The organism is Trinickia sp. HAY1-2D (assembly GCF_056754935.1).
The window spans coordinates 768,441-792,729 of the sequence record NZ_JBPGWX010000001.1; the positions used below are offsets into that span (position 1 = coordinate 768,441).

Here is a 24,289-nt window from a genome sequence, read left to right on the forward strand (position 1 = left end):
TTCGCGATGGGCACATTCCGAAATTTCTCATCGCGCGTGTTCGATCCCTACCGTTAGTATGAACGCCGTTATAGCCGGAGACCGACGATGGCAACGGTAGAGCGTTCGTTACGAAGACTGGTCGAGAAATGGCTCGGTCCAGTGGATCTCACTCGGGTGAGTGCCCGCCAGGTGCCCTCCCGCACGCCGCGACCGAGCCGCTGCGTGCGTGTGCAAGCGGATCGTCCGTCGGGGACCGTGACGCTGCTGCTGTTTCGCCATCCCGATGGCCACTGGCATGTCTTTCCTCCTCAGCCCGCACGGCCGGCGATGAACGCGTGGAGTCGTTCAGCATAAAGCGGCGGTTCGTTCGTACTGCCGCATCGTTGTTCGTTCCAACGCATCGGGCGTCTCTTTCCCCGAAATACGATCGAGGCCATTCCAAAACAGGAGGCTTCGATGCCGATTTCCGCTTCTGGTGGCGCCGACGGCTCGCAATCGCGCTACGTCCCGCCACATCGCTCCGCACCGCCTACTTCGTCTCGAGACGCCTCAGCCGCATCGCCGCCGCCGAGCGCGAGGCAACCTGCTCTGGGCGACCTTGCGGCGCGCGCGAGCCGCGCATCCAGGAACAGCGTAACCATCGGCGGAGAGCCGTGGGACGTTCTCGCACGCGCCGGCCAATGGACGATCGCGACGCAGACAGATCCGGGTACCACAACCGAAAGCGACGAGGTCAGCCGGTACCGCATCGTCAATCTTGGTGAGCGCGGCGACCGCCGTTTCTATGAAATCCGGTCCGGTGTCGACTACAAAGAACCGATCTTGCATCCCGAGCCCGAGAAGGCATTGCCAGTACCCACGGACGTCGTATATGTGCACGGTACGACGGGCGAATCGATGCGGCTTGCCGAACGGATCGCCGGCATCATCCTGAGAGATGGTGAGGGCGGGACCGTCGCTCGCTACAGCCTCACGAATGCGGAATCGAAGAACATCCGCTTGGCGCTCGGCAACAACGGCCGCCTCGAAGTCGACGGGCAGGTTTTTCACCTGCAATCGATCCTCTTGCCGGACGTAAACCGTGTTCGAAACTACGACGCATATTTCGGTACAGAACCGCCTGACGACGGAAAAGTGAAAGTGTGGGAAAAGGGCTATTTGCCGATTTAAAGCGCGACGCCAATCTCCGTTGCGAACGTAAAACCATATCAAGGCAACGCTTACGCCATCTTCCAATAAGAGATCACTCGAGATTCGGCTATGGAAATCAACCCACAGGTGCCTGGCCCGCAAAACCGGGTTCCACCGCCCCCGAAAGAGCATGCTGATAACGGCGACAAAGCCCAGCCTACCGCCCGCAGACGTGCCCAGGGTTCCTCCGAACTGCAGGGTCTGCCCGAAGAGGATTCCAAGGGCGAGGCACGACGCCGATGGCGGTCGCTCTTCAAAACGCCGGCACGCGAGATGCCATCGCCCGAATCCGCGAGTCAGGACACGGACGCATCGAAGAGAAAAATCGTTCGCGCGGTGGACGGTGCGATATCCGAGCAGGCGCAGCCGAACCCACTGGAGGCGCTCAACGGCAGCCTCCCGCAAATCGACGTCGCACTGTCTCAGTTATTGCGCTCGCTGCCGCCTGAATTCGCGGAAACATTCGATGTCGGCGCGATCGAAACGATGGATGATTTCCTCGCTGGCAGCGACAAGCTGCTGGAGACGCTGGAGCAGGCCGGGGTGCTCGATGCGCTGATGGAAGCCATGGGCCCGGAGCACGCCCAATCCGCACAAGCAAACGCTGAGGAGTCCGAACAACGCAGCAGGCTGCGGCGGGCAATTGCTTCGCCGTACGTTCCGGTGATCTCCCTGGCTATCGTTGCCACCCTGCTCAAGACCGCCGCATGGTATGGGTTGCCGTCCATATCGGATGATACGGTGCTCGCGTCCATCGGCCTGGGAGCGTTGGCGCACCCCGCTCTCAGAAAGGTCGTCGCGACCGCAGCGAAGATCGTTGGCAGTTGGCTGATCGCGCTGACCGAATACATTCCGTTCACCACGGCAACCTCCATTGCGGACAAGAACGACATCAATCTGGCCAAATTCCGGGGGATTCTCCAACCGATCGATCTCGGCGCCTTTCTCGGTGCCGCCGCGGTGCTCGATCACGAAAAGATCGGGCCGCACCATTACATCGGCTTTGCCATCGTCATCGCCGGTTCCACCCTTGCCAACTGGCCCGACAACGAGTTGCCGCCGCTCGAGCGCATGTTGCGCGACGCGGCAAAGCCCGATTCGGCGATGTCGAACGCGCTCGCATCGATTCGCGAACATACGCCGATCTTGAAGAACAAGGATCCGCGCGAATCGCGCAGCCAATTGCGCACTCGTCAGTCCGAAGCGCTCGCGCTTGCCCAGTATTTGAATGAGGATGTCACTGCGCAGCTCAAATCGCTGGAAAGCAGTTTGCAACGCGCGCTCGCATCGCGCGAACTCGCGGTCGCTGACGGCGCGGATAGCGAGCCGACAGAACTCGAAGCCGAACTCGGCAAACAATTGAGAAAAGTCCAGAAGATGTTGGCGGCCGCTCCCCGGCTCTCGGAGCAGTTGGAAGACTTGGCCCGGGTGGCCGGGGAGCAATCGGAACAGAAAGCCAAGCGGATGAAGACGATCTTCACTCGCGCATGGTGGATCGCCCAGGGCGCGGCCGCCACCGGGGCGGTCGTCTTCATGTTGAAGGACGACCCGATGGCCGCGGCGCTGAGCCTGTCGGCAGGGGCGACGGGCATCAAAACGCTGGCCTGGTTCAAGCACACGACCAAGAAGGACGAAGAACTCCTGCCCGAGAAGCTGACGCCGACGGATCCGAAGCGGCTCGAACTCGCGTACAAGATCGCCCGCGTGCTATATAGCTGGCGCTACGCGTTCTTCGAATACATCGAATTGACCATCGCCAATGGCGAGGCGGATGTCGTTCCCGTGCGCGGGGCAATCGAAGGTACCGACGCGGTCTGGACAATGGCGTTCCTGTCGATGGTGAAAGGTGCCGAAGTGAAGTTGAAACAGCTTTCGGGCCTGCTGTTGGCCGCGTTCGGCATCTGGATCGCCACCCGATGACGCCGCCGTGGCGCCTGGCGTCGCGCCACCGCGCGCCCGAGGGACCGGGTGCCCATGCTCTGCGCGATACGCGTGACACGCGTGACAAACACCGAACGTTCGTCCACGCTTCTGTTCGCGCCTCAGCACATAAATTCGCTCGCGCGGTGAGCTTTCGCAACCTTCGGACTATCTTGCGTTGCTCATGCTCGGTGCTTTGCCGCACCGCAAGACAGGCCAGTCCACGTAGCAGATGAGGAGAACGATGGAGCTTCGCCGCGCCAACTTGTCCGATGAAACCCCGGTTCGCGCACTCGTCGATGCCGCCTACGCACGCTGGATACCCGTTATCGGCGCGCGACCCGAGCCAATGCTGCGCGATTACGCCGCCGTGCTGCGTCACCACGAAGTATGGGTGCACTGCGCGCCAAAGGGCCGGATCGATGCCATGCTGGAACTCGTCGAGGCCCCCGATCATCTGCATATCGCCAATCTCGCGGTATCGCCCGAGCGACAAGGCCGGGGGCTCGGCAGCGCCCTGTTGAGGTTTGCCGAAAGCCGGGCGTGGCGCTTGCAGATTTTCAAGCTGCATCTTTGTTTGAACCGCGAAATGACGGCAAATCAGCGCCTTTACGAGCGGCACGGCTTTATACCGGCGCATGTAAGTCGAATTGACGGGCTGGAAATCGTTTTTATGGCCAAATCTCTCCGCCCGGTAGGGACGGATCGCATCCCATCGGGATTTGCGCCCGAATCGCCATCGGTTCGCTCCGCGGCATTTGGTCCCCCGGGCACGGTGTAAAGTTCTACTACCCACTAGGCAGCAGGCGACGCAATCATGAAGCCCATCATCCGCAACGTTGGCAATCTCGACGGAAGGCCAATCGGCGAGGACGCGACGGGTGCCAACAAGGCCCCGACGCAACACTCGCCGACCGCTCAATCGCTCCGCGGCTCGCCGCTGACGGAAATCGCCGGGACCCACAAATCGGGGCGTCCGCCTGAAGCGGGACGCGCCGATACCACGCGTGCGGGCGCATTCAGGTACGCCGATGCCGCATCGGACAAGACCGCTGGCACCGCAACCGCCACGAATCTACTGCTGGCTGCATCGACAGTACGCAATGTCGATAATCTACGAGATCTGATCTCCAACCTCGTCGCCTCGGCCAAGGCGAGTGCGGCCGCGCAGTCCGAGCCGTCGCTCGAGGCGCATTGCGAAGTGTTCGAGAAAGCGGCCGACCGGGTAGTCCATTGGACATCGTGGAACCAGCAGGTGGCCGGGCTGCGCGAGCTGAGGCTGGCATTCCGCGAACTGCCGCCCGAGGTGGGACAAACGCGGCTGGGTTCGGCAATCAACGCCGCCCATGAGAAAGCGATCAATTCGCGTGCTACCTACCTCGCCAATCAGATCGAAACGGCGGAGGACCTCCGGCAGGTGTTGGGCACGCCGCTGCTCGGCCAGGACAGCAGCTGGCCCGATTCGCTGCGCGAGCTCGCCCATGCCGCGTTTCTCGAGGCGGTTGTGGACCGCCTCAAGACACTCCCTCCCGATCAAGTCGGCGAATGGCATCAGGTTCTTTCGGAAGCAATCGTCTCGTCGCCGCCATGGGTGGCCTACAGCGCGGACGAGAAGCTCATGCAACTGGAGGCCCACGACCTGCTGCCGCCGGATGTCAGAGCGGCGTTCGAAGCGGGTGAGCGACTCGAGCAGGCAGCCGGATCGGTTCACGATATTGCAGACCTGCACGCACTGCTTGCCGAGCCCGGTATCCTCGGATTCGAGATGCCGGACGGTCTGCTCGGGCTCGTTCGCTCGGAGCACGACGGCAATTTGGGCCTTCAGGCACGACGGCGGCCCGAGCCGTTGGCGGTGGCGGCCACGCTGGTTGGGAGCTTCACGTCGAAGGAGGCGAATCATCAGGCATTTGACGAGATCTTTGCCAAGGTCGACAGCATCGAACCGCCAGGGCATCGCATCGCGTCGCTCATGGCCCTCGCCGGGGCTGCGAGCCGGCTGGGCGACGACCCCGCGCGTGGGCAGGCCTACAACCGTGTGTTGAACAACGCGCGAACGCTGCGCGAGAAGCAGCAAATCACTTCTCAGCAATATGCGTTGGTGCGCGATGCGCTGCATCGGGCCGTTCAAACGCGTCAGGGTGACGATGCCGGGCCCGCGGAACAATCGGCGCTGGACGTGCTGCGTCAAGACGCCGGCGCCCGATCCCGCTACGGCCTCGCCGCCTGAAGCATTCGAAGATCGAAGCTGCCCGCCATCCCAGGCGGGCGGTATTCACCACCTCTCGAAAAGAATCGAGCGCGGCACATAATAAACGCGACAACCCAATTAAATCCCCGCAATTTCACGAAAGCCATTTTTAAGAAACCTCGGATTTTTCGTTAAATCGAAGCAAGCTTCGCAAAAATTCAATCAAGAACACATCCGTGTCATAAAGTTGAATCAAAGAAAACGGATCGTTTCCACGCCTCATTCGTCGGTCGCTTTCGTCGACTGTTTTCATCGAGCACTCAATGGGCTAGCGGGTACGTTTCCCGGTCTCTTCGCAATGGGTGCCCGGAGTGCCAGAGCATTCCAGGCAAACGGGAAATTTGTCGGGCAGGCAACCCACGACTACGAAATATCATAGTCCGGGCCCTTTCATTGCCCGCTAAATTAGCGTATTGGGCGCGGTAAGGAGGAGAGTTTGAGAACCAGCAAGAACATCCAGCACAGCCTGCTGATGTTGGATCGCAGTCAGCGTTGCCTGCCCGAATTCGTCGAGCGTTCCTCGAACGCCGGCCGATCCGCCATTGTCGACGCGCTATCGGCTGCGACTGGCCCTGACCAGCGCCGGCTCGTCATTGCCGCGACCATCGGCACCATCGGCTTCGACTCGGTCTGCTATTGGCGATTTGCCCGCACGGGCGATCTGATGACCCGCGCCCTTTATGTACGCGAATTTTCGGCCCCCGAGTGGCCGGACCTCTACATTCGCGAACGCTATATCGAGATCGATCCGCGCATTGCGTTCGCATGCCAATGCGAATGGCCGTTCATATGGGACCTGGGCACACTCGCACAAAACCCGACCGGAACGCAGACGAATATCGACCTCGTGCGTCTGCACAGCCTCGTCGACGATTGCGACCGCGCCGCCCTGCGAAGTGGAGTCACGCTCGCGCTGTCGAATCCGCGCAGTTCGTTTCAAAGCGTCATCAGCTTCAGCGCCGCGAATGCATCGCGGCATTGGATCACCGATCGGGTGGTCGGGCAGGCTTATGCGGTCGGGCTTGCCTTGCACGAGTTCGTCCTGACACACGCCCCTTCTCTCGAAGAGAACGTGCCGGCCAAACCGATCACCCAGACGCAGCGCAGGATCCTCGGGGCGTTGACGCAGGGCCTGAGCGACAAGGAAATTGCCGATTTACTCGGGACCTCGGCGTATAACGTCGATTACCACCTGCGCCAGCTCAAGCGGCGCTATGGCGCGCAAAACCGCGTGCACCTGGCCTATCTTGCCGGATGCCGAGACGACTGGCGGCGCGACGGCAGCCCCCAGCGGACCGTCGTTCGCGCCGCGGCAACCGCCGCTTCGAACGCCGCGCAGACTTCGACCGTGGCATGAGTGTGACCGGGCTCGAAGCGGCCCGGACTGAACGCGCCAGCTACCGGGCAATCTTCGCGGGCTTGCCGAGGCCGAGCTTTTCCATGGCTTCGTGGGCATCGATGACCATCGCCGAGATCTCGCCGACAGTCGCGCGCAGCTCGGTGGCGCGCGTGCGTATCTGCTCGTACGCTTCGTTCTCCGTCAGCCGGTGCGCTTCGACGAGCACGCGTACCGCCCTCTCGATCTGCCGGCGCGCCTTGATGGCTTCTTCCAGCTTCACAACCTTGTTTTGCAGCCGCTGCTGGTAACGTGCTGCCGCTCGCGCGAGAACCAGAGTGCTGAGAATGCCCGTGGAGCGATATGGCTTCGTGATCACGCCATGCGCTTGCGTATCGAGCAGCATTTTCAGCGCGGTCGGATTCTCGTAGTCGGATAAGGCGATCAACGTCGCCGACGTATCCGCCGCGCTCCAATGCCCCGTGCTTCTCGCCTCCGGTCCGACGTGGAAAAACACGGCATCGGCATCGCCCGGCACCTGCGACGGAAACGGCCAGATCGCCCGCAGCGGACAGCCGAGCCGGCGCAATTGCTCTTCCAGAACATTGCGGTCTTCGCCGGGCGGGTGAATCACGAGTACACGCAGCGTGCGCAGATCCTCGAAGAGTCCGCGAGCCCATGCCGTCATGCGCGCCCTCCATCGAGCCAGAACTCGGAAAATCCATACGAGATCAGGTAGGGATCGGGCTTCACCGGCTTCGGGCTTTCCCAAACGATGTCGAACGAACCGTCCGGCTGGCAAACGGCGATACGGGGCGTCAGGATCGCGTGATTGTTTTCCGGGTCGATTCTGAGCAAGCCCTCGGGCGAATCGAACTCGACACCATGAACCGCATCGACGAGTTTTGCCGCATCGAGACTCTTCGTCCGGGCCAACGCGAGCGCGAACAAATGGACCTGGTTATACGCCATTTCGGACCACATGCTCGCGGGCTGATCGCCGAAGCGCCCGCGCCACGATTCGAGAAAGCGCCGGTTGCCGGCCAGATCGAGTGTATTGAGGTAGCTCGCCGAGACGATATGGCTGCCGCACAACTGCGCGCCGATCATCCGCGTTTCACCCTCGGTCATCGTCAGGCTTGCGATCGGGATGCGCTCCGGATCGATATCGTGCTCGCGATACAGGCGGTAAAACGCACGTGCACCTCGCCCGATCAAGGTGGAAAACACCACATCGGGTTCGAGCGCCTTGATCTGTCGCACCACGCCGACCAGATCGTCGACATCGGCATCGCTCGGCAGATAGACTTCCTCGACGATTTCCCCGCCGTGCTGCTCCACCATGTCCCGCATGATCCGATTCGACTCGCGTGGATAGATGTAGTCAGCCCCCGCGAGAAACAAGCGCCGGCCGTGGTTGCGAAGCAAATACGCAGCCAATTGCATGCTGTTCTGGTTCGGCACGGCCCCGGTATAAATGACGTTGGGCGAATATTCGAAGCCTTCGTAGATGGAGCAATACCAGAGCAACGCATTGTGGCGCTCGATCACCGGCAGCACGGCCTTGCGGCTCGACGACGTGGAACAGCCGAACAACACCGTCACATCGTCTTCCTGCACCATCCGCGTGGCGAGTCGGCGATACTCGTCGGGGTCGCTCTTCGGATCGTATGCCACGGGATCGAGCAGACGGCCATCGATGCCGCCTGCCGCGTTGATTTCCTCGATTGCCAGCACCGTCCCGAAGAAATGCTCGGACTCGGTCGCCGCGGTCACGCCGGTTCGAGAATACAGCACACCGATACGCCATCCGGGCTCCGCCGATGTCTCATTGTTCGAGCGCCGCGGCTTCGACTCCATGGTGTCTTCGTCTCGCATGGCTCAATCGTTCTCCAACGTCGCGGCGAAATGTCCGACATGAGCGCCGACGGCGCGCTCGACGAACGATGCGGCATCGAGGCACACGGCATCGTCCCACGGCCGGCAGATCACCTGCACGCCTATGGGGCCGCCACGCAGACCCCACAACCCCGGAACGCTCACGCAGGGACATCCGAGCAACGTCCAATTGCGATTGAACGAGGGGTCCCCCGTCGAGCCAAGTCCTTCGAGCGCTTCATCGGGCGCGCTCGGCGTGATGAGCGCCGTAATGCCGTCGAATAGCTCGGAAAGCTTTTTCCTCGCCTGCTCCACGAAGGCGCATGCGTTGACGTAAGCGGCCATGTCGACGGTTGCGGCCCGATCGAGAAACGCGCAGAGCATCGGTGAGAGTTCGGCGCGATGGTAGTCGTACTCGTAACCGAGCGATCGATAGGCCTCGTAACGCTGGATCGTTTCGTGCGCGGCGGCAATGTCGGCCATCCAGGGCGCAAAGCGCACGCGCTTGATGCGGCCGCCGGCATCCTCGATCGCGCGGACCGCGGTCTCGAGCGCGGCGGCGGCATTCGCGGATGGCTCGCCCCACGAGTAGCGGTCCGGCAAGCCGAACACCGGGCCGGTGCTGTCTTCGCTGACGGCAAGGCGCCGGCCCGAAAGCACTTGCGCGAAATAAGCCACGTCGCTCACGCCGGCTGCAAAAAGGCCGACCGTGTCGAGCGACCAGGAAAAGCACTTCATGCCGACCGTCGAGAGCATGCCGAACGTCGGCTTGTAGCCGGCTACGCCGCAAAACGAGGCAGGCCGGATCGTCGAGCCGCCAGTCTGCGAGCCGATAGCGAACGGCACGATACCGGCCGCCACCGCAGCCGCCGATCCGGACGACGAGCCGCCGGACGTACGCCCCAGGTCGGAGGGATTGCGTGTCACCGTCGGCGCCATATAGGCGAACTCGCTCGTGACCGTCTTGCCGACGACGATACCGCCGTAACGCCGCAGCCACGTGACAACGGCCGCATCGGATCGCGGCTCGTGCCCGCGATAGATCGACGAGCCATAGCTCGTCACGAATTCGCTCGTGTCGAAAATGTCCTTCACCGCGATCGGAACGCCGGCCAACGGACCTTTGGCTACTATGGCCTGCGCCATCGCAGCGTCGTGCTGAACCACCGCCGTCATCGCCCTGACCTCGGGCTCGACCTCATCGATTCGCGACAGCGATTGACGGACGGCGCGAGTACGCTCGCGCGGATCGTTCGCGATACGCCGGATGAGATCCAGGCCCGACTGCGGTCGATAAAGTGAATGTGCGCTCATCATGCCTCGCCTATCGTGAAGGTCAAACGCGAAGGTGTTCGAAAATGGATGCAGCCGCCGCATCGTCGTTCGCGCTGCCCTGATCGATGATGTGCCCTTGCTTGAGCACCACATAGCGATCCGCGACTTTCAATGCAAAGGGCACGTTCTGCTCGATCAGCAGCAGCGTCGTACCGTGTCGGTTGCGCTCCCAGAGCAATGCGTCGGCCAGCCGGTCGATCACGGACGGCTGCAAGCCCTCCGTGATCTCGTCGAGCAGGATGATCGACGGCCGCATCATCAGGGCGCGCGCCACGAGCAGCATCTTTTGTTCGCCGCCCGAAAGCGTGCCGGCGTACTGCTTCAGGCGGCTCTTGAACACGGGGAAAATCGGCTCGATCTCGGCGAACCGCTCGTCGAACCACGAAGCTTTCACGAGGCCCAGGCGCAGGTTGTCCCGAATCGTGAGATCCGGAAACAACGCATGCTCCTGCGGCGCGTAGGCGATCCCGGCCCGTGCGATCTGATGCGGCGGCAGTTGCGTGACGTCGCGGCCGTTGACGCGGACCGCGCCCGTCTTTTTGGGCAGGTAGCCCATGATGGTCTTGAGCAGCGTGGTCTTGCCCATGCCGTTCTTTCCGACGAGGGCGACAGCTTCGCCGCTCTCGATCGACATCGACAGCTTGCGCAGCACGACCGATGCCTTGTAGCCGCTCGTTACGTCGTCGACATGCAATGCGGTTTGGGGGCTGTTCATGATGACGCCTCTTTTTGAGTAGCAGCCGTTCCGGCGTAAATCGTTTTGACGAGTTCGGAGTTGACCACCTCTTCAAAACTGCCCTGCATGACGATGCGGCCCTGGTGCAACACCACGATGCGTGTGGCAACCTCCGCCACGAAATCGAGATCGTGCTCGACGAGCAGGCAACACAGCCCATATTGGTGAGCGAGCGCTGCCAGCACGCTGCCGATTTGCGTGCGCTCGGTCTTCGTCAGTCCCGCCGTCGGCTCGTCGAGCAACACGATCTTCGGTTCGAGCGTGAGCACCATCGCCAGCTCGAGCGCCTGCTGCTCGCCGTGCGACAGGTCCTTCGCCACGGCGCCGAGCTTGCGATCGAGACCCGTCGTACGGACGACTTCCATCGCGTAGGGCGGCAAACCGAGCGTGTCGGAACGCTTGACGAGCGAAGGCCGTTCGATGATGGTGCCCGCGATCCGCAGACACTCCGCGACCGTCAGCGTCTCGAAGATGTTCGCGTTCTGGAACTTGCGTCCCAGCCCGAAACGCACGCACCGTTCCGGCGGCGCCCCTCGCGTGTCGTTGCCGCACAGTACGACCGTGCCGGCAGAGGCTTCGGCGCCGTCGCTCATGCAGCGCATGAGGGTTGTCTTGCCCGCGCCGTTCGGACCGATCAGACCGACCAGTTCGCCGCCGTCGGCAACGAGATCGATGCCTTGCAGGACCTTGAGTGTGCCGAAATGCTTGGCCACGCCTGTCATTTGGAATGCCGGGCCTGGCGCCCCCTGCGGGGCTTGCACGCTCACCTTCCGTTCGATCAGCTCCGGTTCCGCACCGGCTCCGGTATGCAGGCGCAACGGCTTGAAAACCAGCGGCACGAGACCGCGCGGCAGCAGGACGATTACCGCCACGAACGCGGCCCCGAGAATCAATTGCCACGCGAAAGGCATGCTCCCGCTCAGATAGGCGGTCCCAACGTTGATCAGTATCGTGCCGATCACGGGGCCCCAGAGCGTTCCCCGGCCGCCCAGCGCAACCCAGATGATCAGTTGCGTGCCGAGGACGAAGCCGGTCAGTTCCGGTGCGACGACACCGCTGAACGAGCCGTAGCCGAAGCCCGCGATGCCGGCGACGATGGCGGCCGCGATCAGCAGGACGATCTTGACGAGCGAGGTGTTGATGCCGAGGTACGAGCAACGCGATTCGTTGTCGCGAATCGCCACCAGGACGCGACCCCCGTCGCTGCGCACGAGCATCCATGCCAACAGCGCAATGCCGAGCATTCCCGCGCCGGCGATCCAGAACCATGCTTCGAGGGGCAGCTCGAACGTATCGAATCCGGTGAGACCCGAGCTCGACCCCGTCCATTCCCCGCCCGACAACAGCAGCTGGCTCATCACGATCGGCAGCACGAGCGACATGACCGTTGCAAAGAACGGCGAAGCGCCGCGATAGAACGACAACCATCCGACCAGTGCCGCAACCGCAGCCGACACGGCGATCGCCGCTCCGATGGCGAGCGCCACATAGCCCAGCGAGAAGCCGCCATGCGTAAAGACCAGGCCTGCCGCGTAGGCCCCGATGCCGAAATACGCCGATTGTCCAAACGTCAGATAACCGGTGTAACCCCACAGCACGTCGACCGTAATGGCGACGATGGAAAAGAAAAACGCCTGGACGAGCACGTTCATCAGGTAGGTGCCGAACACGAACGGCCCGGCCACCAGCAACACCAGGGTGAGTACGACGAGAACCGGCAACGCGCGGGCCTGCGTCGCGCGCCGCTTGCGGCGCTCGTCGTCGTGCTGCGTCGCTTGCTGGCCGACGTTGCCCGCCGATAGATCGACTTTAGCCATGAGAAAACCCCTTCGGACGGATACGCAGCGTCAGCGCGGCCAGCACGGCAATGGTCAGGCCGCCCAGCACCGGGCTCACGAACGTGCTGACCAGTACCTGGCACGCCCCGAACACGAGGCAGGTGACAAGCAGGCTGATCATCGAGTAGCCGGCCACCATGACCAGCATGAATGCGCTGACGAGCCACGGCAGCCCCATGTTCGGATCGACGCTCGACAGCGGCGTGATCAACATGCCGGCGAGCGTTCCGAGCGCCGAGCCAAGGCTGAACGTAATGAAGCGAATGCGGCCCGAATGAATGCCGAGACCCCGCGCGAGATCTTCGTTCATGATGACGGCGCGTGTCTTCACGCCAAAGCGTGTGCCGGACAACAGCGCGATCAGCAGCGCGCAGATGGCCAGCGCGATCGGGATCAGCAGCAGCCGATAGGCCGAGTATTCGGTGCCCGCGATCGAGAAGGTGCCCTTCATCGGCGTCTCGACGAACTGCACGCCGCGGCCGAAGGCCATCACGATGAGCTGCCCGATGACGATACCGAGCCCCCACGTGGCCAGAATGGCATCGAGAGGCCGCTTGTAGAGTGGCCGCACGATGACCTGCTCGACGAGCATGCCGACAGCGATGCCCACCACAATGGCGAGCGGCACGCCCATCCAGGGATCGAGCTTCAGTTGCGTGACGACGAAACTCGCGTAGGCGCCCATGGTGAGAAGCGCACCGTGAGCGAAATTGACGATCTGCATCACGCCGAAAATCACCATCAACCCGGTGGTCACGATGAACAGCACCGCCGCGGTCGTGAGAATGTCCAATGTCAAAACCATTTGCGTCTCCGAATGCATCCGCCGCCGGCCCTCCCCGGTCGCAGGCCGGCGGGCGTTTGCGTTCCTTGCTTCGTTTTCGACCAGCCTACTTGAGCTTCGGGCATTGATCGCCCGGATCCACGTCGCTGAAAGTTTGCAGAATCTTCACCGAGCCGTCGGTCTGAATCTGCCCGAGCTGCATTGCAAGCGGCGTATGCCGGCTCTTGTCCATCGATACGCGCTGGCGCGGCCCTTCGAACGACACTTCGCCGAGTGCCTTGACGACCTTGTCGGGATCGGTCGAGCCGGCCTTTTCGACGGCGGCCTTATAGAGGAAGAACGCCTCGTACTGGGGCTCGGACAGTTCGTTCGGTGTCTTCATCTCGCCGCCGAACTTCTTTTTCATGCCGTCGAGGAAGCTTCGATTCTGCTTCGTCGGAATGCTCGTCAGATACGAGCCCGACATGTACATCCCGGAGGCTACGTCGCCCATGGCCTTGGCTGTGCCTTCGTCGATGGCCAGATTGCCATACGGCATGGTGAGCCCGGTCGCCTTGAACTGCTTGGCCAGCGCAACGTTCGGCGCGCCGCCGGCCGTCGCGCTGATCAGCGCGTCAGGATGCGCCGCGCGGATCTTCGAGAGAATCGGCGTCCAGTCGGTGCCATCGATCGGCAGATACTCCTGACCGACGACCTTGCCGCCATGCGCGGCGATGTACTTCGCCGTGAAGTCGAGCATGCCTCGGCCGAATGCATAATCGTTGCCGACCAGATAGAACGTCTTCGCGCCCTTGCTCTTCATGAAGTAATCGACCACCGGGGCGACCTGCTGGTCCGGCACCCAGCCGTTGACGTACATCCACCGATTGCACGAGCGGCCTTCATAAAACGACGTATAGATGAACGGCTTTTTGCCCCGCGCCACGATCGGCAGTGCGGCGTTGCGCGCAGCGCTCGTTTCCATCGAAATGATCGCGTCGACGTTGTCCTTGAACACGAGCTTGTCGTAGGCCTTTTGCGCGCCGACCGCGTCGGACGCATCGTCGGCGATATCGAGCTCGACCTTGCGACCGAGGATACCGCCGGCCGCGTTGATCTCATCGACGGCCAGCTGCGAAGACTGGACGACGGCCGGCGCCACGACACTGTTGGCTCCCGATAACCCGACCGCGACGCCGATCTTGATCGGGCCGGCGTCGGCACCGAACGCGCTCGAGCAAGCGCACATGCCGGCAATCACCGCGCTCGCGGCGGCGAGAAATCTGATCTTGTAGGGCTCCATGGACTTTCCTTTCGTAGTAGTGGGTTGCGGAAACATGCAGGTGTGGGCATACATACCGTCAGACGTCGGACGCGGGCCAGCCCGTGCCCAGCATCGGGTCGTACACGTCCGCGCGGCGATCGCGCATGACGTGGTTGAATTCGTTGAGCGTGCGTTGTGCGCGCGTGCGCGCCAAATCGATCGTGGCATAGAGCACCTCCTCGCTCTCGCGGCCCGCGGGCCCCGCGAGCGGCCATCCGTCGCCGCCTACGATGACACTCTGGCCGATGAACGGCTGACCGCGCTCCGTTCCGACTCTGTTCGCGCAAGCGATCGCCAGGCCGTTGCTGTGCGCGGCGGCCATCGTGAGCGTAGTCGCCATCGCGGGACGATCGGAGGGCTGCGACGGCATCGGCACCCAGTTCGTGGGCACGCAGACGATATCGGCGCCTTGCATGGCCGCGAGGCGATAAGTCTCGGGAAACCAGCCGTCGTAGCAGATCGCGATGGCCACCCGCCCGAGCGGCGTATCGAAGACGGGCACACCGCGGTCGCCAGGCTCGAAGAAGCGCTTCTCGTTGTTCCAGAGGTGCAGCTTGCGATAGACGCCAATGTGCCCCGCGGGACCGGTGAAGAGTGCGGAGTTATAGAGGTGTCCGCCCGCGCGTTCCGCGATGCCGGCGACGATATACACGCCGAGCCGCCGGGCCGTCTCGCCGAAGACTTGCGCGGTTTCGCCGTCGGGCAATGTTTCGGCCAGGGAGACGGCTTCGTCGCGGTCTGCGAAAACATAACCGCTATTGCTGAGCTCGGGCAACACGATCAGCGCCGCGCCGTGCTCGGCGGCCGCCTCGATGTATCGAACCGCGCGCGTCACGTTATCGTGCTTCGCTCCGACGTGTGGCTCCATCTGCACGCATGCAATGACGAGGCCTTCCATGCCGGGTGCTGCGGACTTTTGCTGCGACATCGTTTTTCGTCTCCAAAAGCAAAAAGCCCCCGAACCAGCGTTGGACGCAAGTTCGGGGGCTACGTAGCCTTCCATCTGTAGCACGGCAGCGTTGCCGTGGAATCGTCATGGACACATGGCGATTCGATGTGGGCCAATTTATGAATTCAAATTGTCGCTGTCAAGCGTTTTGAGTATTTCTAGGGGTAAGCCCTGCGTTGGCCCGATGCAGGGACTCACCGTTCATTCACCATCCACAACGTTCGGGACGTTAGGGAGGCAGCCACTCGCATCGATCCATCAATTGCTGTGAAGCTCCATCATCTTGTATGGCGGGTTCGATGGCAGGTCTCCGCCGAGTCGCATGGCCATCTCCTGCACGCCGTTGACGGCATTTGCAATCGCGCCCGGGACAAAGCCGCCCTCAGCGCTCGCTTCTTCATTGATGCAAATGAGTCCGTCCGACGGCTGACGAAGCGAAGCATTGAAGAGCCGCCTCGTGTTGCTGAGATCCCCGGGCGCATCCATCTTGAATGCGCCATGAAAAGGATGCTCCGCGCTCCAATTGATGAACTTGATGGTGTGCTGGTACTGTGTAGCCAGCTTCGCCAGGTTCGCCAATTCTTGACGCGCAGGGTCGTCCGAATCCTCCGCTGCCAGGTTGTTCAGATCTCTGATAGCCAATTGAAGCTGTTCCTCGCCGCTCGTCGCCGATACCTTCGGCGTGTTGTCGCCAAGGCTATAGGTGAAATAAAGGACTGCACCGCCGTTACCATCCGGCACCAGATACATTTGCTGGAACCGTCTGCTTGCCTGGATGTTACCCGGGAGCGGACCTGCCGCCTCCAACGCTTCCCTGGGAATTGCGATGGCACCCTTGGTCGCGCCGACAATGTTCGCCTGCTCCATGGCAACCCCGATCGCGTCCGGCATCACCCGATCCGAATCCACCTGTGGGCCTGTGAGACCCATGTGGGCAGCTTCGGCCGGGCTGCCCGTGAAGAATACCTGGTCGAACTCTTCGATCGTCGTTTCCGCGGTCTTCTTGTTGACCGAGGTCACGTAGTACACGCCGTCCTTCTTCTTGATCTCGCTGACCTCGGTGTTGAGATGAATGGCACCCTCTGCGGCGAGCGATTGCCCGTCCGTCTCGTCCGCAATCATGCTGTGAAACGGGGCATCCGCTCCGCCGACCAGGCCCTCGTGATCCACAAGACGCCCGTCGATGATGAACCGGAATTCCTCGAGAAACGACGTGGTGAAATACCCTTTATATCCGCCGACACCGATACCGACAGTGCCGAATATCAACCAATCCCTCTCGCTCCACTCGATCCCCTGCTCCGCGAGGAGATGCTCGAGACCGGCACGAAAAGTATAGCCATCGAATTTTTTGGTGGCTTGATCGCAAAGTTCGTAGAACAGCGCTGTATCGCCCGCATCGCGCGCCGCCATGATCGGCTCGGTGAGCGATTTCATGGCAGCATTCGCCTGATCGAAGACCTTTCTCAATTCCGGATTCGCGACTTCCTGACCGGGCTCGGTCTTGTAGACCTCATTACCGATGATGTATGTCGTCGATACCGTGTTCGGATTGGGGAACGGCGTAAATGTGTGATCGAAGCGCGCAGCCAAGGTCCGGTGGAGGTTTGTCGGAGAGAAGCGCATCGCCCCAGGGTGAAAGACCGCGGTGGTGCCGTCCGGGTGCGTCCAGGTGTCCGTGGCCATCCGCCCGCCGATCTTGTCAGCCTGCTCGAAAATCTTGGGCCTCACGCCCATGCGGTGCAGCAGGTACCCCGCCGTGATGCCGGCCGGTCCACCACCGACGATGCCCACCCTCAGTTTCTTCGCCACGTCGGGATCCAGCGTCGCGACGCGAAAGTCGGTGGCTTCCAGAAAGCCCGCGTAGTCATATCCATGATGCTCAGGCTGGGTCATACGCAAATCGGTGAAGCGCTCCTTGAGCTGCGTTTTGAGCGCATTGTCGTCCCCCGCCGCCTTGAACGGCATCATGAGCTTGCGCTGCGCCGCCTCGCTACACACGTTGAAAAGACGCCCGGCGCTTTGCTGATCCATGTTGACGACCGTGTGCTCGAGCCAGTCGCGAACCGGCGTGCGAGCTTCCTCGGATGTAGCGGGCTGGGTCGTGTCACCGAGCAAATGAGCTTGTCGCGTTCCAACCGACTCCAGCACGTAGCCCTGCTCGGCCTCCGACAAGCAATGCCAGTGAAGCGTAATCTCACGATGCAATTGTTGTCGTTTCTTGCCCGGTTCCGTGTCGTCCAGCTTGCGCAGATTCTGTATGACCGCGGGTGCGAGTTCCGCGCGCTCGCGCGGCCATTTGCCCGCCGGAGTACGAAAATAGCAGCCAACGGTTTGCGGATTGAGCGGCGGGAGCGGGCGGCCGCCCTCGGCCGGCAGTGCCTCGTACCCATTCCACGGCGGCGGTGCCGAGCCCGCCGAAGCCTGCTTCGCCGCAGCGCGGTCCGTGCGCTCGATCCCCCGGAGAAATGATTTCGTATCGATTCTGGCCGACGGCCAGGCGGACGCCGCTTCCTTTGCTTTCGCAGCCGCGCTGAGCGTCTGGCTCGGAAGCGTTTGATGCAAGCGTGAGGTGGCGCCGGGCGCGGCCGGGCTAACGGCCGTGCGGCGCGCCTGTGGACCGCTCGACGCGCGCGAAGTTGCGGTCGGCGTAATCTTCTCACCGGACGGAGCATCGGCCTGCGGCACCGCCGCAGGGGTCGTTGAATTGATACCTGACGTCGGACGGATAGGGTTCATTTTGGTCTACTCCTGGTTTGGGTTAATTGGCGCGCCATGACGCCGCAATCTCGCGGACATCGACAACGAATCTTTATGCGGTACGCATATCAAACCAGAAGCGGTAGCCTACAATCGATTACAGTCCGAATATTCAACCAGAAACACGAAGTGTTTCCGAGCGTCTTTAACACATCCACCAGTTTTTCTCACGCTTGGTTGATTATGAATTATCAGCCGAAACGGTGCTTCGAACGTGACGGGGGCCGACCATCGACGTGGACGCAACCGACTCAGCCCCGTCCACAAGGGGTCCAGAGGTTTCGCCATAACGTCCTCTTCGTTTCAAGCATTATGTCTTCGCATGCACACCTCGTTTGGCCATTCGTCTTTTTCTTATTTGCATTGACAGCACTTACTCTCGATCACCCGGAAGGCATTGAACACGAACCAACGTATAAAAATGCGAAATAGACGCAATCCCACCTAATTTCAGATGCGAAGAAATCATCTGAAATACGAAATGCGCGTTGACGGCGCGAGCCGATCTCTTACCGGCGATGCGGAAACGATTCCAAGCACATTCCCAGCCAATTAGCATTTCATTTTTGCGCTGCAATGAGCACGAGTTCGCATGCGGGCGCCTCGTGTGGGGGCAATCGGCAGTAAAGTTGCACGTAGCTGCAGCATCCCTAGCAAGCGCTCGACGTGCGGAGCGACTTCAGGTCCGTTGCATTTCCCCGAACGATCAACTGAACCGGTGCGGTGCCCATCCGGCCCTCGCCGCGTTTCGGCGCATACGCCCAAGCGGCGCGCGGTCGGTCTGATCTCGATCGCCTACATGCGAGGCGGTCAATGCCCAGTGTCATCCCGTTGGGTCTTTAGAGCATTCGCTCTGGACGGCCCGTTTTGTCTATGCTTGTCCTCGTCTATCGTATGCGTGGTGAATGGAATTTGTTAGACTTCCTGCCGTTCCGGCACCCATTCCGGTACGGCAATCCCGTCGGCACTCGCTGCAACATGGCCGAACAACTTCCACTGGCAAGCTCGCTCGCAGGCGCGGGAGCGCGGCTCATCGCATTCGATCCACCGGAACGACGGGAATGGTGCAATTGAAGGAACTATTTGCATGGCATCTCAACATGTTCAGCCTTCGGTTCAGCAATGTTTGCCGATTCATGCCGATGTTCTCTCGAAGGATCGCGTAACCGGCACAGATCGCACCGGCTTGTCCGCGAGCCCGTTCGAACCGCCCGAGACGAGCGGCCAAAAAGTCATGACGACGAAGGGCGAAGCGCGCCCTCGAGAAACACTCGATACCAAAGGATTCCGTGTGGAGTCAGTCAGCAGGTCAAGTCACTCCGTTGCACATGGCGCCCAGATCGTCCGCTTTCGCGAAGCGGACATGCAGCGATACGTTTCGAAAGAGGAACTCGGGGCGGACACGCATATCGCGTCCGAATTGGGCGCCGCGGTCACGGCCGACGAAAAGTCGCGCCTGTTACGCAGCATGATCCGCGCGATCGGATTCGATTCGATGCGCTACTTCGCGGTGCGGCTCTCGCCCTCCGGCGAGGCCGAGCGCATCTATCTGATGGAGAGCTACCTTTCGCCGCCGCATTCGCTGTTTTTCGACGATGGGCACTACCTCAACGACGAACGCTTCAAGGCGCTGATGGCAAGTCCCCTGCCTTGCGTATGGGACATTCAGCAACTGGTCCGGCTCTGGCGCTCCGGACCGGGACCGAGTTCGTATCGCGACTGGCTCACGTTGCTGCATACCGACGGCAAGATCAGCGGGATGGCGTTCTCGATGCGCGTGCCAGGCAGCTCGCTGTGCGCGGTCGTGAGTCTCTCGGCCTATAACGCCGATGCGAGCTGGATCAGCGACAGCGTACTCGTGCAAGCGATCACGCTTGGGCTTTCGGTGCAGCAGCGCTGCTCGGCCTACGTTCGGGCGATCGACCAGGATGTCTCGGGCGGCGCGCTGTCCGAGTTGCAGCGACGCGTCCTCGCGCTCGTCGCCGATGGCCTGTCCGACAAGGAAATCGCCGGGCGGCTGGACATGACGCTCTATAACGTCGATTATCAATTGCGTCGCCTGCGGGAAATTTTCGGCGTCACCAATCGAGCGCGGCTGGCCTATATGGCGGGTCGTCTGGGAGTGATGTGATGAACACCATAACGAGCCGTCAGAAGACCGCACAAGCTGCCTCGGCGAATGTCGTGTTTTTCGATGACGAGGATGTCGCCGCCGACGCGGCCGCGCATCCGTCGCCGCTTTTCGTTCCTCGCAATGCATCGCTCGGCCAGATCTCGCAGCAGCTCACCGAGACCGCCGATAGCGGCGAGCGGCGCAATCTCGTACGCAATGTTTTGCGGCGCGCCGGCTTCGATTGGCTCTGCTATTGCCGGATGCTGCGCATCGGGCAACGCGTCGTCGAACTCGCATGGTTCGACAGCTATTCGCCGCCCGGATGGGCCGCGCGTTATTGCAACGAGAGTTTTTTCGCGGTCGATCCGCGTCTGGACATCGCGTGCCGCATCGAATGGCCGTTTCTCTGGGATGTCGACAGCCTGGCGGCGATGGCGCCGGCGCCGCTACGCGGTTCGCGCATCCAGCATCTCGCCGATGCGGCCAATGCCGCCGGTATGCGCAGCGGCGTGTGCCTTGGTATCGGCACCGCCAATCCGCTCGAGCGATGCTTCGCAGTCCTATCGAGCTCCCAGGCAGGGAGATCGTGGATCGCCGATACGACGGCCGGCACGGCCTACGCCATTGCGATCGGCCTGCATACATGGGTTTCGCCCTACGCGAGCCGGCTTCTCTCGCGCATCAGCGCGGATGGTCTGAGCGCAGTTCAGCGCTCGATTTTGCAATGCGTGACCGAAGGAATGAGCGATCGCGAGATCGCTGCGAGCATCGGGCTGCAGCCCCATCGCGTCGCGCAGCATGTGCGTCAACTGCTGACGTTTTTCCGGGCGCACAACCGCGTGCAGCTCGCGTATATCGCCGGAACGGTCAGCGAGCTCGCGGGTATGGAATAAGCGGTGCAGCAGTCACGACTGCGCTGCACCGCTAATATTCACGGGGATGTGAGGGAAGGCTGAGCGTCGACGCGGCCTAGCAACTGCCGCATTGCCTCGCGCACGAAGGGATCCGGATCGTCCACCGTTTCCTCGGCATAGCGATGCCACATTGGATCGCCGAGTGCGTAAAGGCAAAGCGCCTTGAGTTCGTCGCAGCGCCCGTCGGGCAGACTATTGATGTGTTGCAGCGCTTCCAGCGCGCGGCCGCGCCGGATCGCAATCACCGTTGGAAAAGCCAACGCCTCGCGGGCATCCGGATTGACGTCGTACAACTGCGTCAGCAGCGCATCGGCATCGTCGAGACGATTGGACTCAATCGCTTCGACGAGCGCCTTCACGAGTGGTGCGGTTTCGGACTGGCGGGTCGTATCCGTCGACATGGGAACGGTCGCGTCTGTCAGAATTGCCCGCTGGAATCGGAGCCGGATAGTGCGTTCAGGGAGCTTGCGTTCAGCCCCATGCCGCTACCACCAGTGAGCGAACTAGCATCGCGGCTCACCAGCGCCGACTGCGCCATATCGAAAGGGGTCTTGACGACGTCCGCAACACCCTCTCCCACCTTGCCCGGGTTCAGTGTCAAAGCACCGACCACCACTTTCCCCAAACCGTCTAGTAAGCCCATGTGACTCTCCTCTTGCGAAATGAAAGAAGGCGTTCGATTCAAAAGGCCGGCAGGTTCCATAGCCTTCGACACGCGTACCGCCCAATGTAATTCGCGTATCGGTACTCACGCCACCGAGTGCGAAGCCATGGACGAAGATGCGAACCGCGCCTGCCCCAGCAATGCAACACAACATCTACTTCTAGAGATACTCTGCCCCGACTTTCCGAGCGATATGCTCCGCGAGCGGCTCCTCGGTAACTTCAAGAAACTTGCTCGCGATCGTCAGACCGGTGATATCGCTGCTCTTCACGACATCCGCCACGCAGCGGCGCCAAGCCTCGTCGCCCAGCACGTGCAAACACCATCCTTCCAGTGCCGAAACCACGGGCGAGCCGTGCCCCTGCGCTTCGATCTGCCTCAACAGGCGCAAGGCATCGACCCAGCGTTGCGCATTGACGAGCAGCCGGACCTCGCACAGGTCGACAACGAGCTGCTTCGGATGGACGACGCGCAACGCGAGCAGCAGTTCCTCGGCCTCCGCATGAGCCTGCGTGCGCAACGCGCCTGCGAAGATCGTCAGCAGGAAATTCAACACCGCAGGAGTGCATTGAGTGTTCGACATGGCTCAGCCCCGATGGGTACCCGGCCGACAGGTTCGCAGCCGGCAGCAGCCTCTCCTATCCGGCCCCTGTTGCGCTGCATTCTCTCGCTGACATCTACGCGCGCCGTTGGGTGACGCGAAGCCGTCGCCGCCCACGCGAAGTTCGGAGGCTTTGCAAGCCTACCTGTTCGAGTAGATAGGACGAACTCGCTGCCCCAACTCGTATCGGCTCACTCATGCAAGATGCGAAAAACTTCGGATGCCGGCACTTCGCTTCGCATCGGTTCGCGTATGCGAACCCGTCTCCCCTACCCTATCGCCTGAAGTCATCCAATTTGCGGTTCTGGACGTTCCTCGAACAGATGGATCAATTCGATCAATTGTGAGACAGCCATGACAACTTCAGCCCCATCCATTACGGCCCCGAACTCCACAACGGCCCACTTCCTGAACAACACGAGCCCTTATGGTACGCGCGCCAGGATGGATACCGGGGCGACCAACGGTGGCGACATCGAAAGCTATCTTGCTTCGCTCGATGTGTTTGGCGGAGGTACGCCACAGGGAGGCTATCCGAGCGTTGCCGATGGAGCCGAACGCTATCTTGCCTCGTTGGAGGGCGGCCAGTCAGGGGGCTATCCGAGCGTTGCCGACGGAGCTGAACGCTATCTTGCCTCGTTGGAGGGCGGCCAGTCAGGAGGCTATCCGAGCGTTGCCGACGGAGCCGAACGCTATCTTGCCTCGCTGGAGGACGGCCAGTCGGGTGTGCCTCAGGCCGGCCAGCCCGACGCCGCGGGCTTGCGCAACGTGAAGCTCACGACCGCAAAGGGCAAGGAACTGAATTTACAGGAGGACGGCCAAGGCAACCTCTACGATCATGGCAAAGAAGTCGGCACGCTCGATCAGCAAAGCGGCAAGATCACGATGAATTCGTCGGAGCAGGGGCGAAAGGACGCCGACTTGTTGAGAAAGGGCACCAGCCACGGATTCTTGGACTTCTTCCACCATCTGCCCGACAGCAATGGCAACACCACGTTCGGTTCCGAGGTCACCGTCAACGCGGGCGATCTCACGCCGGCCCAGCAAGCCTACGAGAACGCATCGAATGCCGGCCAACCGTTGCCTGGGGGCACACCGGCTGGATATCCCGTTCCTCAAGTCGGCCAGCCCGATGCCTTGGGCTTGCGCAACGTGAAGCTCACGACGGCAAACGGTAAGGAGCTGGATTTACAGGAGGACGGCCAAGGCAACCTCTACGATCACGGCACGGAAGTCGGCACGCTCGATCAGCAAACCGGCAAGATCACGATGAATTCGTCGCAGCAAGGGCGAAAGGACGCCGGCGTCCTGATATCGGGCACCAGCCACGGATTCCTGGACTATATGCACCATCTGCCCGACAGCAATGGCAATATCACGTTCGGCTCCGAGGTTACCGTCAACGCAGGCGATCTCACGCCGGCCCAGCAAGCCTACGAGCAATCCGCCAGCGCTGTCCCCGCACCCCGTAGCCCGAGCTTCTTCCCACTGCAGATGCAGCCGAACATCCAGCCGATTCCGCTGGCCGACGCCTCACAGTCGGACATCGAGTCCGCCTGACTGCCTGACCCGATAGCTACGACGGGACGGTTCCGGCTGCAGCCGGGGCCATCCCATCGAGCGATCGTCGGTTCTGCTTCGCCCTCCCTGACTTCCTCGCCCGGCTGAATTGGCTCGTTCGCGCCAAGGGACGCCCTACGTGTCCGCGTGCGTTGCCTGGCCTTAGGTCAAGCCGAG

20 protein-coding genes are annotated in these 24,289 nt (G+C 61.7%); 8 read left to right on the forward strand and 12 right to left on the reverse strand.

Annotated elements, in window-relative coordinates; all coding sequences use genetic code 11:
• Window positions 1-438 precede the first annotated feature (438 nt).
• The 5 genes from ACR9ZC_RS03365 (at window position 439) to ACR9ZC_RS03385 (ending at window position 6,698) form a co-directional block, all read left to right on the forward strand.
• Window positions 439-1,152, forward strand: coding sequence for a hypothetical protein (locus ACR9ZC_RS03365; protein WP_481579123.1), 714 nt, complete (start codon window positions 439-441; stop codon window positions 1,150-1,152).
• 90 nt (window positions 1,153-1,242) lie between these two features.
• Complete coding sequence (locus tag ACR9ZC_RS03370; RefSeq protein ID WP_481579124.1) at window positions 1,243-3,093, forward strand: DMT family protein; 1,851 nt, start codon at window positions 1,243-1,245, stop codon at window positions 3,091-3,093.
• A gap of 349 nt (window positions 3,094-3,442) precedes the next feature.
• On the forward strand, window positions 3,443-3,874 hold the full coding sequence (locus ACR9ZC_RS03375; protein WP_481579125.1) for a GNAT family N-acetyltransferase: 432 nt from the start codon (window positions 3,443-3,445) through the stop codon (window positions 3,872-3,874).
• A gap of 36 nt (window positions 3,875-3,910) precedes the next feature.
• The gene (locus ACR9ZC_RS03380; protein ID WP_481579126.1) at window positions 3,911-5,320 is read left to right on the forward strand and encodes a hypothetical protein; all 1,410 of its coding nucleotides are present in this window, start codon (window positions 3,911-3,913) and stop codon (window positions 5,318-5,320) included.
• 457 nt (window positions 5,321-5,777) lie between these two features.
• A complete protein-coding gene (locus ACR9ZC_RS03385; RefSeq protein ID WP_481579127.1) occupies window positions 5,778-6,698 on the forward strand; it encodes a helix-turn-helix transcriptional regulator in 921 nt (306 codons plus the stop codon).
• A gap of 40 nt (window positions 6,699-6,738) precedes the next feature.
• On the opposite strand, the gene ACR9ZC_RS03390 is transcribed toward ACR9ZC_RS03385, so the two are convergent.
• The 9 genes from ACR9ZC_RS03390 to ACR9ZC_RS03430 all read right to left on the reverse strand — a co-directional run bounded on the left by ACR9ZC_RS03390 (window position 6,739) and on the right by ACR9ZC_RS03430 (window position 17,675).
• A complete protein-coding gene (locus ACR9ZC_RS03390) occupies window positions 6,739-7,365 on the reverse strand; it encodes an ANTAR domain-containing response regulator (protein WP_481579128.1) in 627 nt (208 codons plus the stop codon).
• Window positions 7,362-8,537, reverse strand: coding sequence for a transporter substrate-binding domain-containing protein (locus tag ACR9ZC_RS03395; RefSeq protein WP_481579706.1), 1,176 nt, complete (start codon window positions 8,535-8,537; stop codon window positions 7,362-7,364). Before ACR9ZC_RS03395 ends, ACR9ZC_RS03390 begins: the two co-directional genes overlap by 4 nt.
• Before the next feature lie 21 nt (window positions 8,538-8,558).
• Window positions 8,559-9,872, reverse strand: coding sequence for an amidase (locus tag ACR9ZC_RS03400; RefSeq protein WP_481579129.1), 1,314 nt, complete (start codon window positions 9,870-9,872; stop codon window positions 8,559-8,561).
• Window positions 9,873-9,891: 19 nt separating this feature from the next.
• On the reverse strand, window positions 9,892-10,605 hold the full coding sequence (locus tag ACR9ZC_RS03405) for a branched-chain amino acid ABC transporter ATP-binding protein (RefSeq protein WP_481579130.1): 714 nt from the start codon (window positions 10,603-10,605) through the stop codon (window positions 9,892-9,894).
• On the reverse strand, window positions 10,602-12,278 hold the full coding sequence (locus tag ACR9ZC_RS03410; protein WP_481579707.1) for an ABC transporter permease subunit: 1,677 nt from the start codon (window positions 12,276-12,278) through the stop codon (window positions 10,602-10,604). The genes ACR9ZC_RS03405 and ACR9ZC_RS03410 overlap by 4 nt, the downstream gene beginning before the upstream one ends.
• Window positions 12,279-12,435: 157 nt before the next feature.
• A complete protein-coding gene (locus ACR9ZC_RS03415) occupies window positions 12,436-13,269 on the reverse strand; it encodes a branched-chain amino acid ABC transporter permease (protein ID WP_331573836.1) in 834 nt (277 codons plus the stop codon).
• An 85-nt stretch (window positions 13,270-13,354) separates the two neighbouring features.
• Complete coding sequence (locus ACR9ZC_RS03420; RefSeq protein WP_481579131.1) at window positions 13,355-14,530, reverse strand: substrate-binding protein; 1,176 nt, start codon at window positions 14,528-14,530, stop codon at window positions 13,355-13,357.
• Between the two features lie 58 nt (window positions 14,531-14,588).
• Complete coding sequence (locus tag ACR9ZC_RS03425; RefSeq protein ID WP_481579132.1) at window positions 14,589-15,479, reverse strand: nitrilase family protein; 891 nt, start codon at window positions 15,477-15,479, stop codon at window positions 14,589-14,591.
• A gap of 279 nt (window positions 15,480-15,758) precedes the next feature.
• Window positions 15,759-17,675 (reverse strand): flavin monoamine oxidase family protein, encoded by a 1,917-nt coding sequence (locus ACR9ZC_RS03430; RefSeq protein WP_481579133.1) that lies wholly within the window; start codon window positions 17,673-17,675, stop codon window positions 15,759-15,761.
• 1,672 nt (window positions 17,676-19,347) lie between these two features.
• Between ACR9ZC_RS03430 and ACR9ZC_RS03435 the strand changes: the two genes are divergently transcribed.
• Both ACR9ZC_RS03435 and ACR9ZC_RS03440 read left to right on the forward strand, forming a co-directional pair.
• Entirely contained in the window at window positions 19,348-20,391 is a 1,044-nt protein-coding gene (locus ACR9ZC_RS03435; RefSeq protein WP_481579134.1) for a helix-turn-helix transcriptional regulator, read from the forward strand.
• Window positions 20,391-21,266 carry a helix-turn-helix transcriptional regulator gene (locus ACR9ZC_RS03440; RefSeq protein WP_440561738.1) on the forward strand — a complete coding sequence of 292 codons (876 nt, stop codon included), beginning with the start codon at window positions 20,391-20,393 and terminating at the stop codon, window positions 21,264-21,266. Before ACR9ZC_RS03435 ends, ACR9ZC_RS03440 begins: the two co-directional genes overlap by 1 nt.
• A gap of 38 nt (window positions 21,267-21,304) precedes the next feature.
• Here the strand turns inward: ACR9ZC_RS03440 and ACR9ZC_RS03445 are convergent, their stop codons facing one another.
• From ACR9ZC_RS03445 to ACR9ZC_RS03455, 3 genes are all read right to left on the reverse strand, one after another.
• Entirely contained in the window at window positions 21,305-21,688 is a 384-nt protein-coding gene (locus ACR9ZC_RS03445; protein ID WP_481579135.1) for an HrpB1 family type III secretion system apparatus protein, read from the reverse strand.
• A 17-nt stretch (window positions 21,689-21,705) separates the two neighbouring features.
• The gene (locus tag ACR9ZC_RS03450) at window positions 21,706-21,930 is read right to left on the reverse strand and encodes a hypothetical protein (RefSeq protein ID WP_481579136.1); all 225 of its coding nucleotides are present in this window, start codon (window positions 21,928-21,930) and stop codon (window positions 21,706-21,708) included.
• Window positions 21,931-22,111: 181 nt separating this feature from the next.
• On the reverse strand, window positions 22,112-22,534 hold the full coding sequence (locus tag ACR9ZC_RS03455; RefSeq protein WP_331567125.1) for an HrpB1 family type III secretion system apparatus protein: 423 nt from the start codon (window positions 22,532-22,534) through the stop codon (window positions 22,112-22,114).
• A 372-nt stretch (window positions 22,535-22,906) separates the two neighbouring features.
• On the opposite strand from ACR9ZC_RS03455, the gene ACR9ZC_RS03460 reads away from it, so the two are divergent.
• Window positions 22,907-24,112, forward strand: coding sequence for a hypothetical protein (locus ACR9ZC_RS03460; RefSeq protein ID WP_481579137.1), 1,206 nt, complete (start codon window positions 22,907-22,909; stop codon window positions 24,110-24,112).
• The last annotated feature ends 177 nt before the right edge of the window (window positions 24,113-24,289 follow it).

What these genes read in the sequence shown, in the direction of transcription:
- ACR9ZC_RS03365 (WP_481579123.1), top strand. Translation starts at nt 439, where the DNA reads ATGCCGATTTCCGCTTCTGGTGGCGCCGACGGCTCGCAATCGCGCTAC.
- ACR9ZC_RS03370 (WP_481579124.1), top strand. Translation starts at nt 1,243, where the DNA reads ATGGAAATCAACCCACAGGTGCCTGGCCCGCAAAACCGGGTTCCACCG.
- ACR9ZC_RS03375 (WP_481579125.1), top strand. Translation starts at nt 3,443, where the DNA reads ATGCTGCGCGATTACGCCGCCGTGCTGCGTCACCACGAAGTATGGGTG.
- ACR9ZC_RS03380 (WP_481579126.1), top strand. Translation starts at nt 3,911, where the DNA reads ATGAAGCCCATCATCCGCAACGTTGGCAATCTCGACGGAAGGCCAATC.
- ACR9ZC_RS03390 (WP_481579128.1), bottom strand. Translation starts at nt 7,365, where the DNA reads ATGACGGCATGGGCTCGCGGACTCTTCGAGGATCTGCGCACGCTGCGT.
- ACR9ZC_RS03395 (WP_481579706.1), bottom strand. Translation starts at nt 8,537, where the DNA reads ATGGAGTCGAAGCCGCGGCGCTCGAACAATGAGACATCGGCGGAGCCC.
- ACR9ZC_RS03400 (WP_481579129.1), bottom strand. Translation starts at nt 9,872, where the DNA reads ATGATGAGCGCACATTCACTTTATCGACCGCAGTCGGGCCTGGATCTC.
- ACR9ZC_RS03405 (WP_481579130.1), bottom strand. Translation starts at nt 10,605, where the DNA reads ATGAACAGCCCCCAAACCGCATTGCATGTCGACGACGTAACGAGCGGC.
- ACR9ZC_RS03410 (WP_481579707.1), bottom strand. Translation starts at nt 12,278, where the DNA reads ATGAACGTGCTCGTCCAGGCGTTTTTCTTTTCCATCGTCGCCATTACG.
- ACR9ZC_RS03415 (WP_331573836.1), bottom strand. Translation starts at nt 13,269, where the DNA reads ATGGTTTTGACATTGGACATTCTCACGACCGCGGCGGTGCTGTTCATC.
- ACR9ZC_RS03420 (WP_481579131.1), bottom strand. Translation starts at nt 14,530, where the DNA reads ATGGAGCCCTACAAGATCAGATTTCTCGCCGCCGCGAGCGCGGTGATT.
- ACR9ZC_RS03425 (WP_481579132.1), bottom strand. Translation starts at nt 15,479, where the DNA reads ATGTCGCAGCAAAAGTCCGCAGCACCCGGCATGGAAGGCCTCGTCATT.
- ACR9ZC_RS03435 (WP_481579134.1), top strand. Translation starts at nt 19,348, where the DNA reads ATGGCATCTCAACATGTTCAGCCTTCGGTTCAGCAATGTTTGCCGATT.
- ACR9ZC_RS03440 (WP_440561738.1), top strand. Translation starts at nt 20,391, where the DNA reads ATGAACACCATAACGAGCCGTCAGAAGACCGCACAAGCTGCCTCGGCG.
- ACR9ZC_RS03445 (WP_481579135.1), bottom strand. Translation starts at nt 21,688, where the DNA reads ATGTCGACGGATACGACCCGCCAGTCCGAAACCGCACCACTCGTGAAG.
- ACR9ZC_RS03450 (WP_481579136.1), bottom strand. Translation starts at nt 21,930, where the DNA reads ATGGGCTTACTAGACGGTTTGGGGAAAGTGGTGGTCGGTGCTTTGACA.
- ACR9ZC_RS03455 (WP_331567125.1), bottom strand. Translation starts at nt 22,534, where the DNA reads ATGTCGAACACTCAATGCACTCCTGCGGTGTTGAATTTCCTGCTGACG.
- ACR9ZC_RS03460 (WP_481579137.1), top strand. Translation starts at nt 22,907, where the DNA reads ATGACAACTTCAGCCCCATCCATTACGGCCCCGAACTCCACAACGGCC.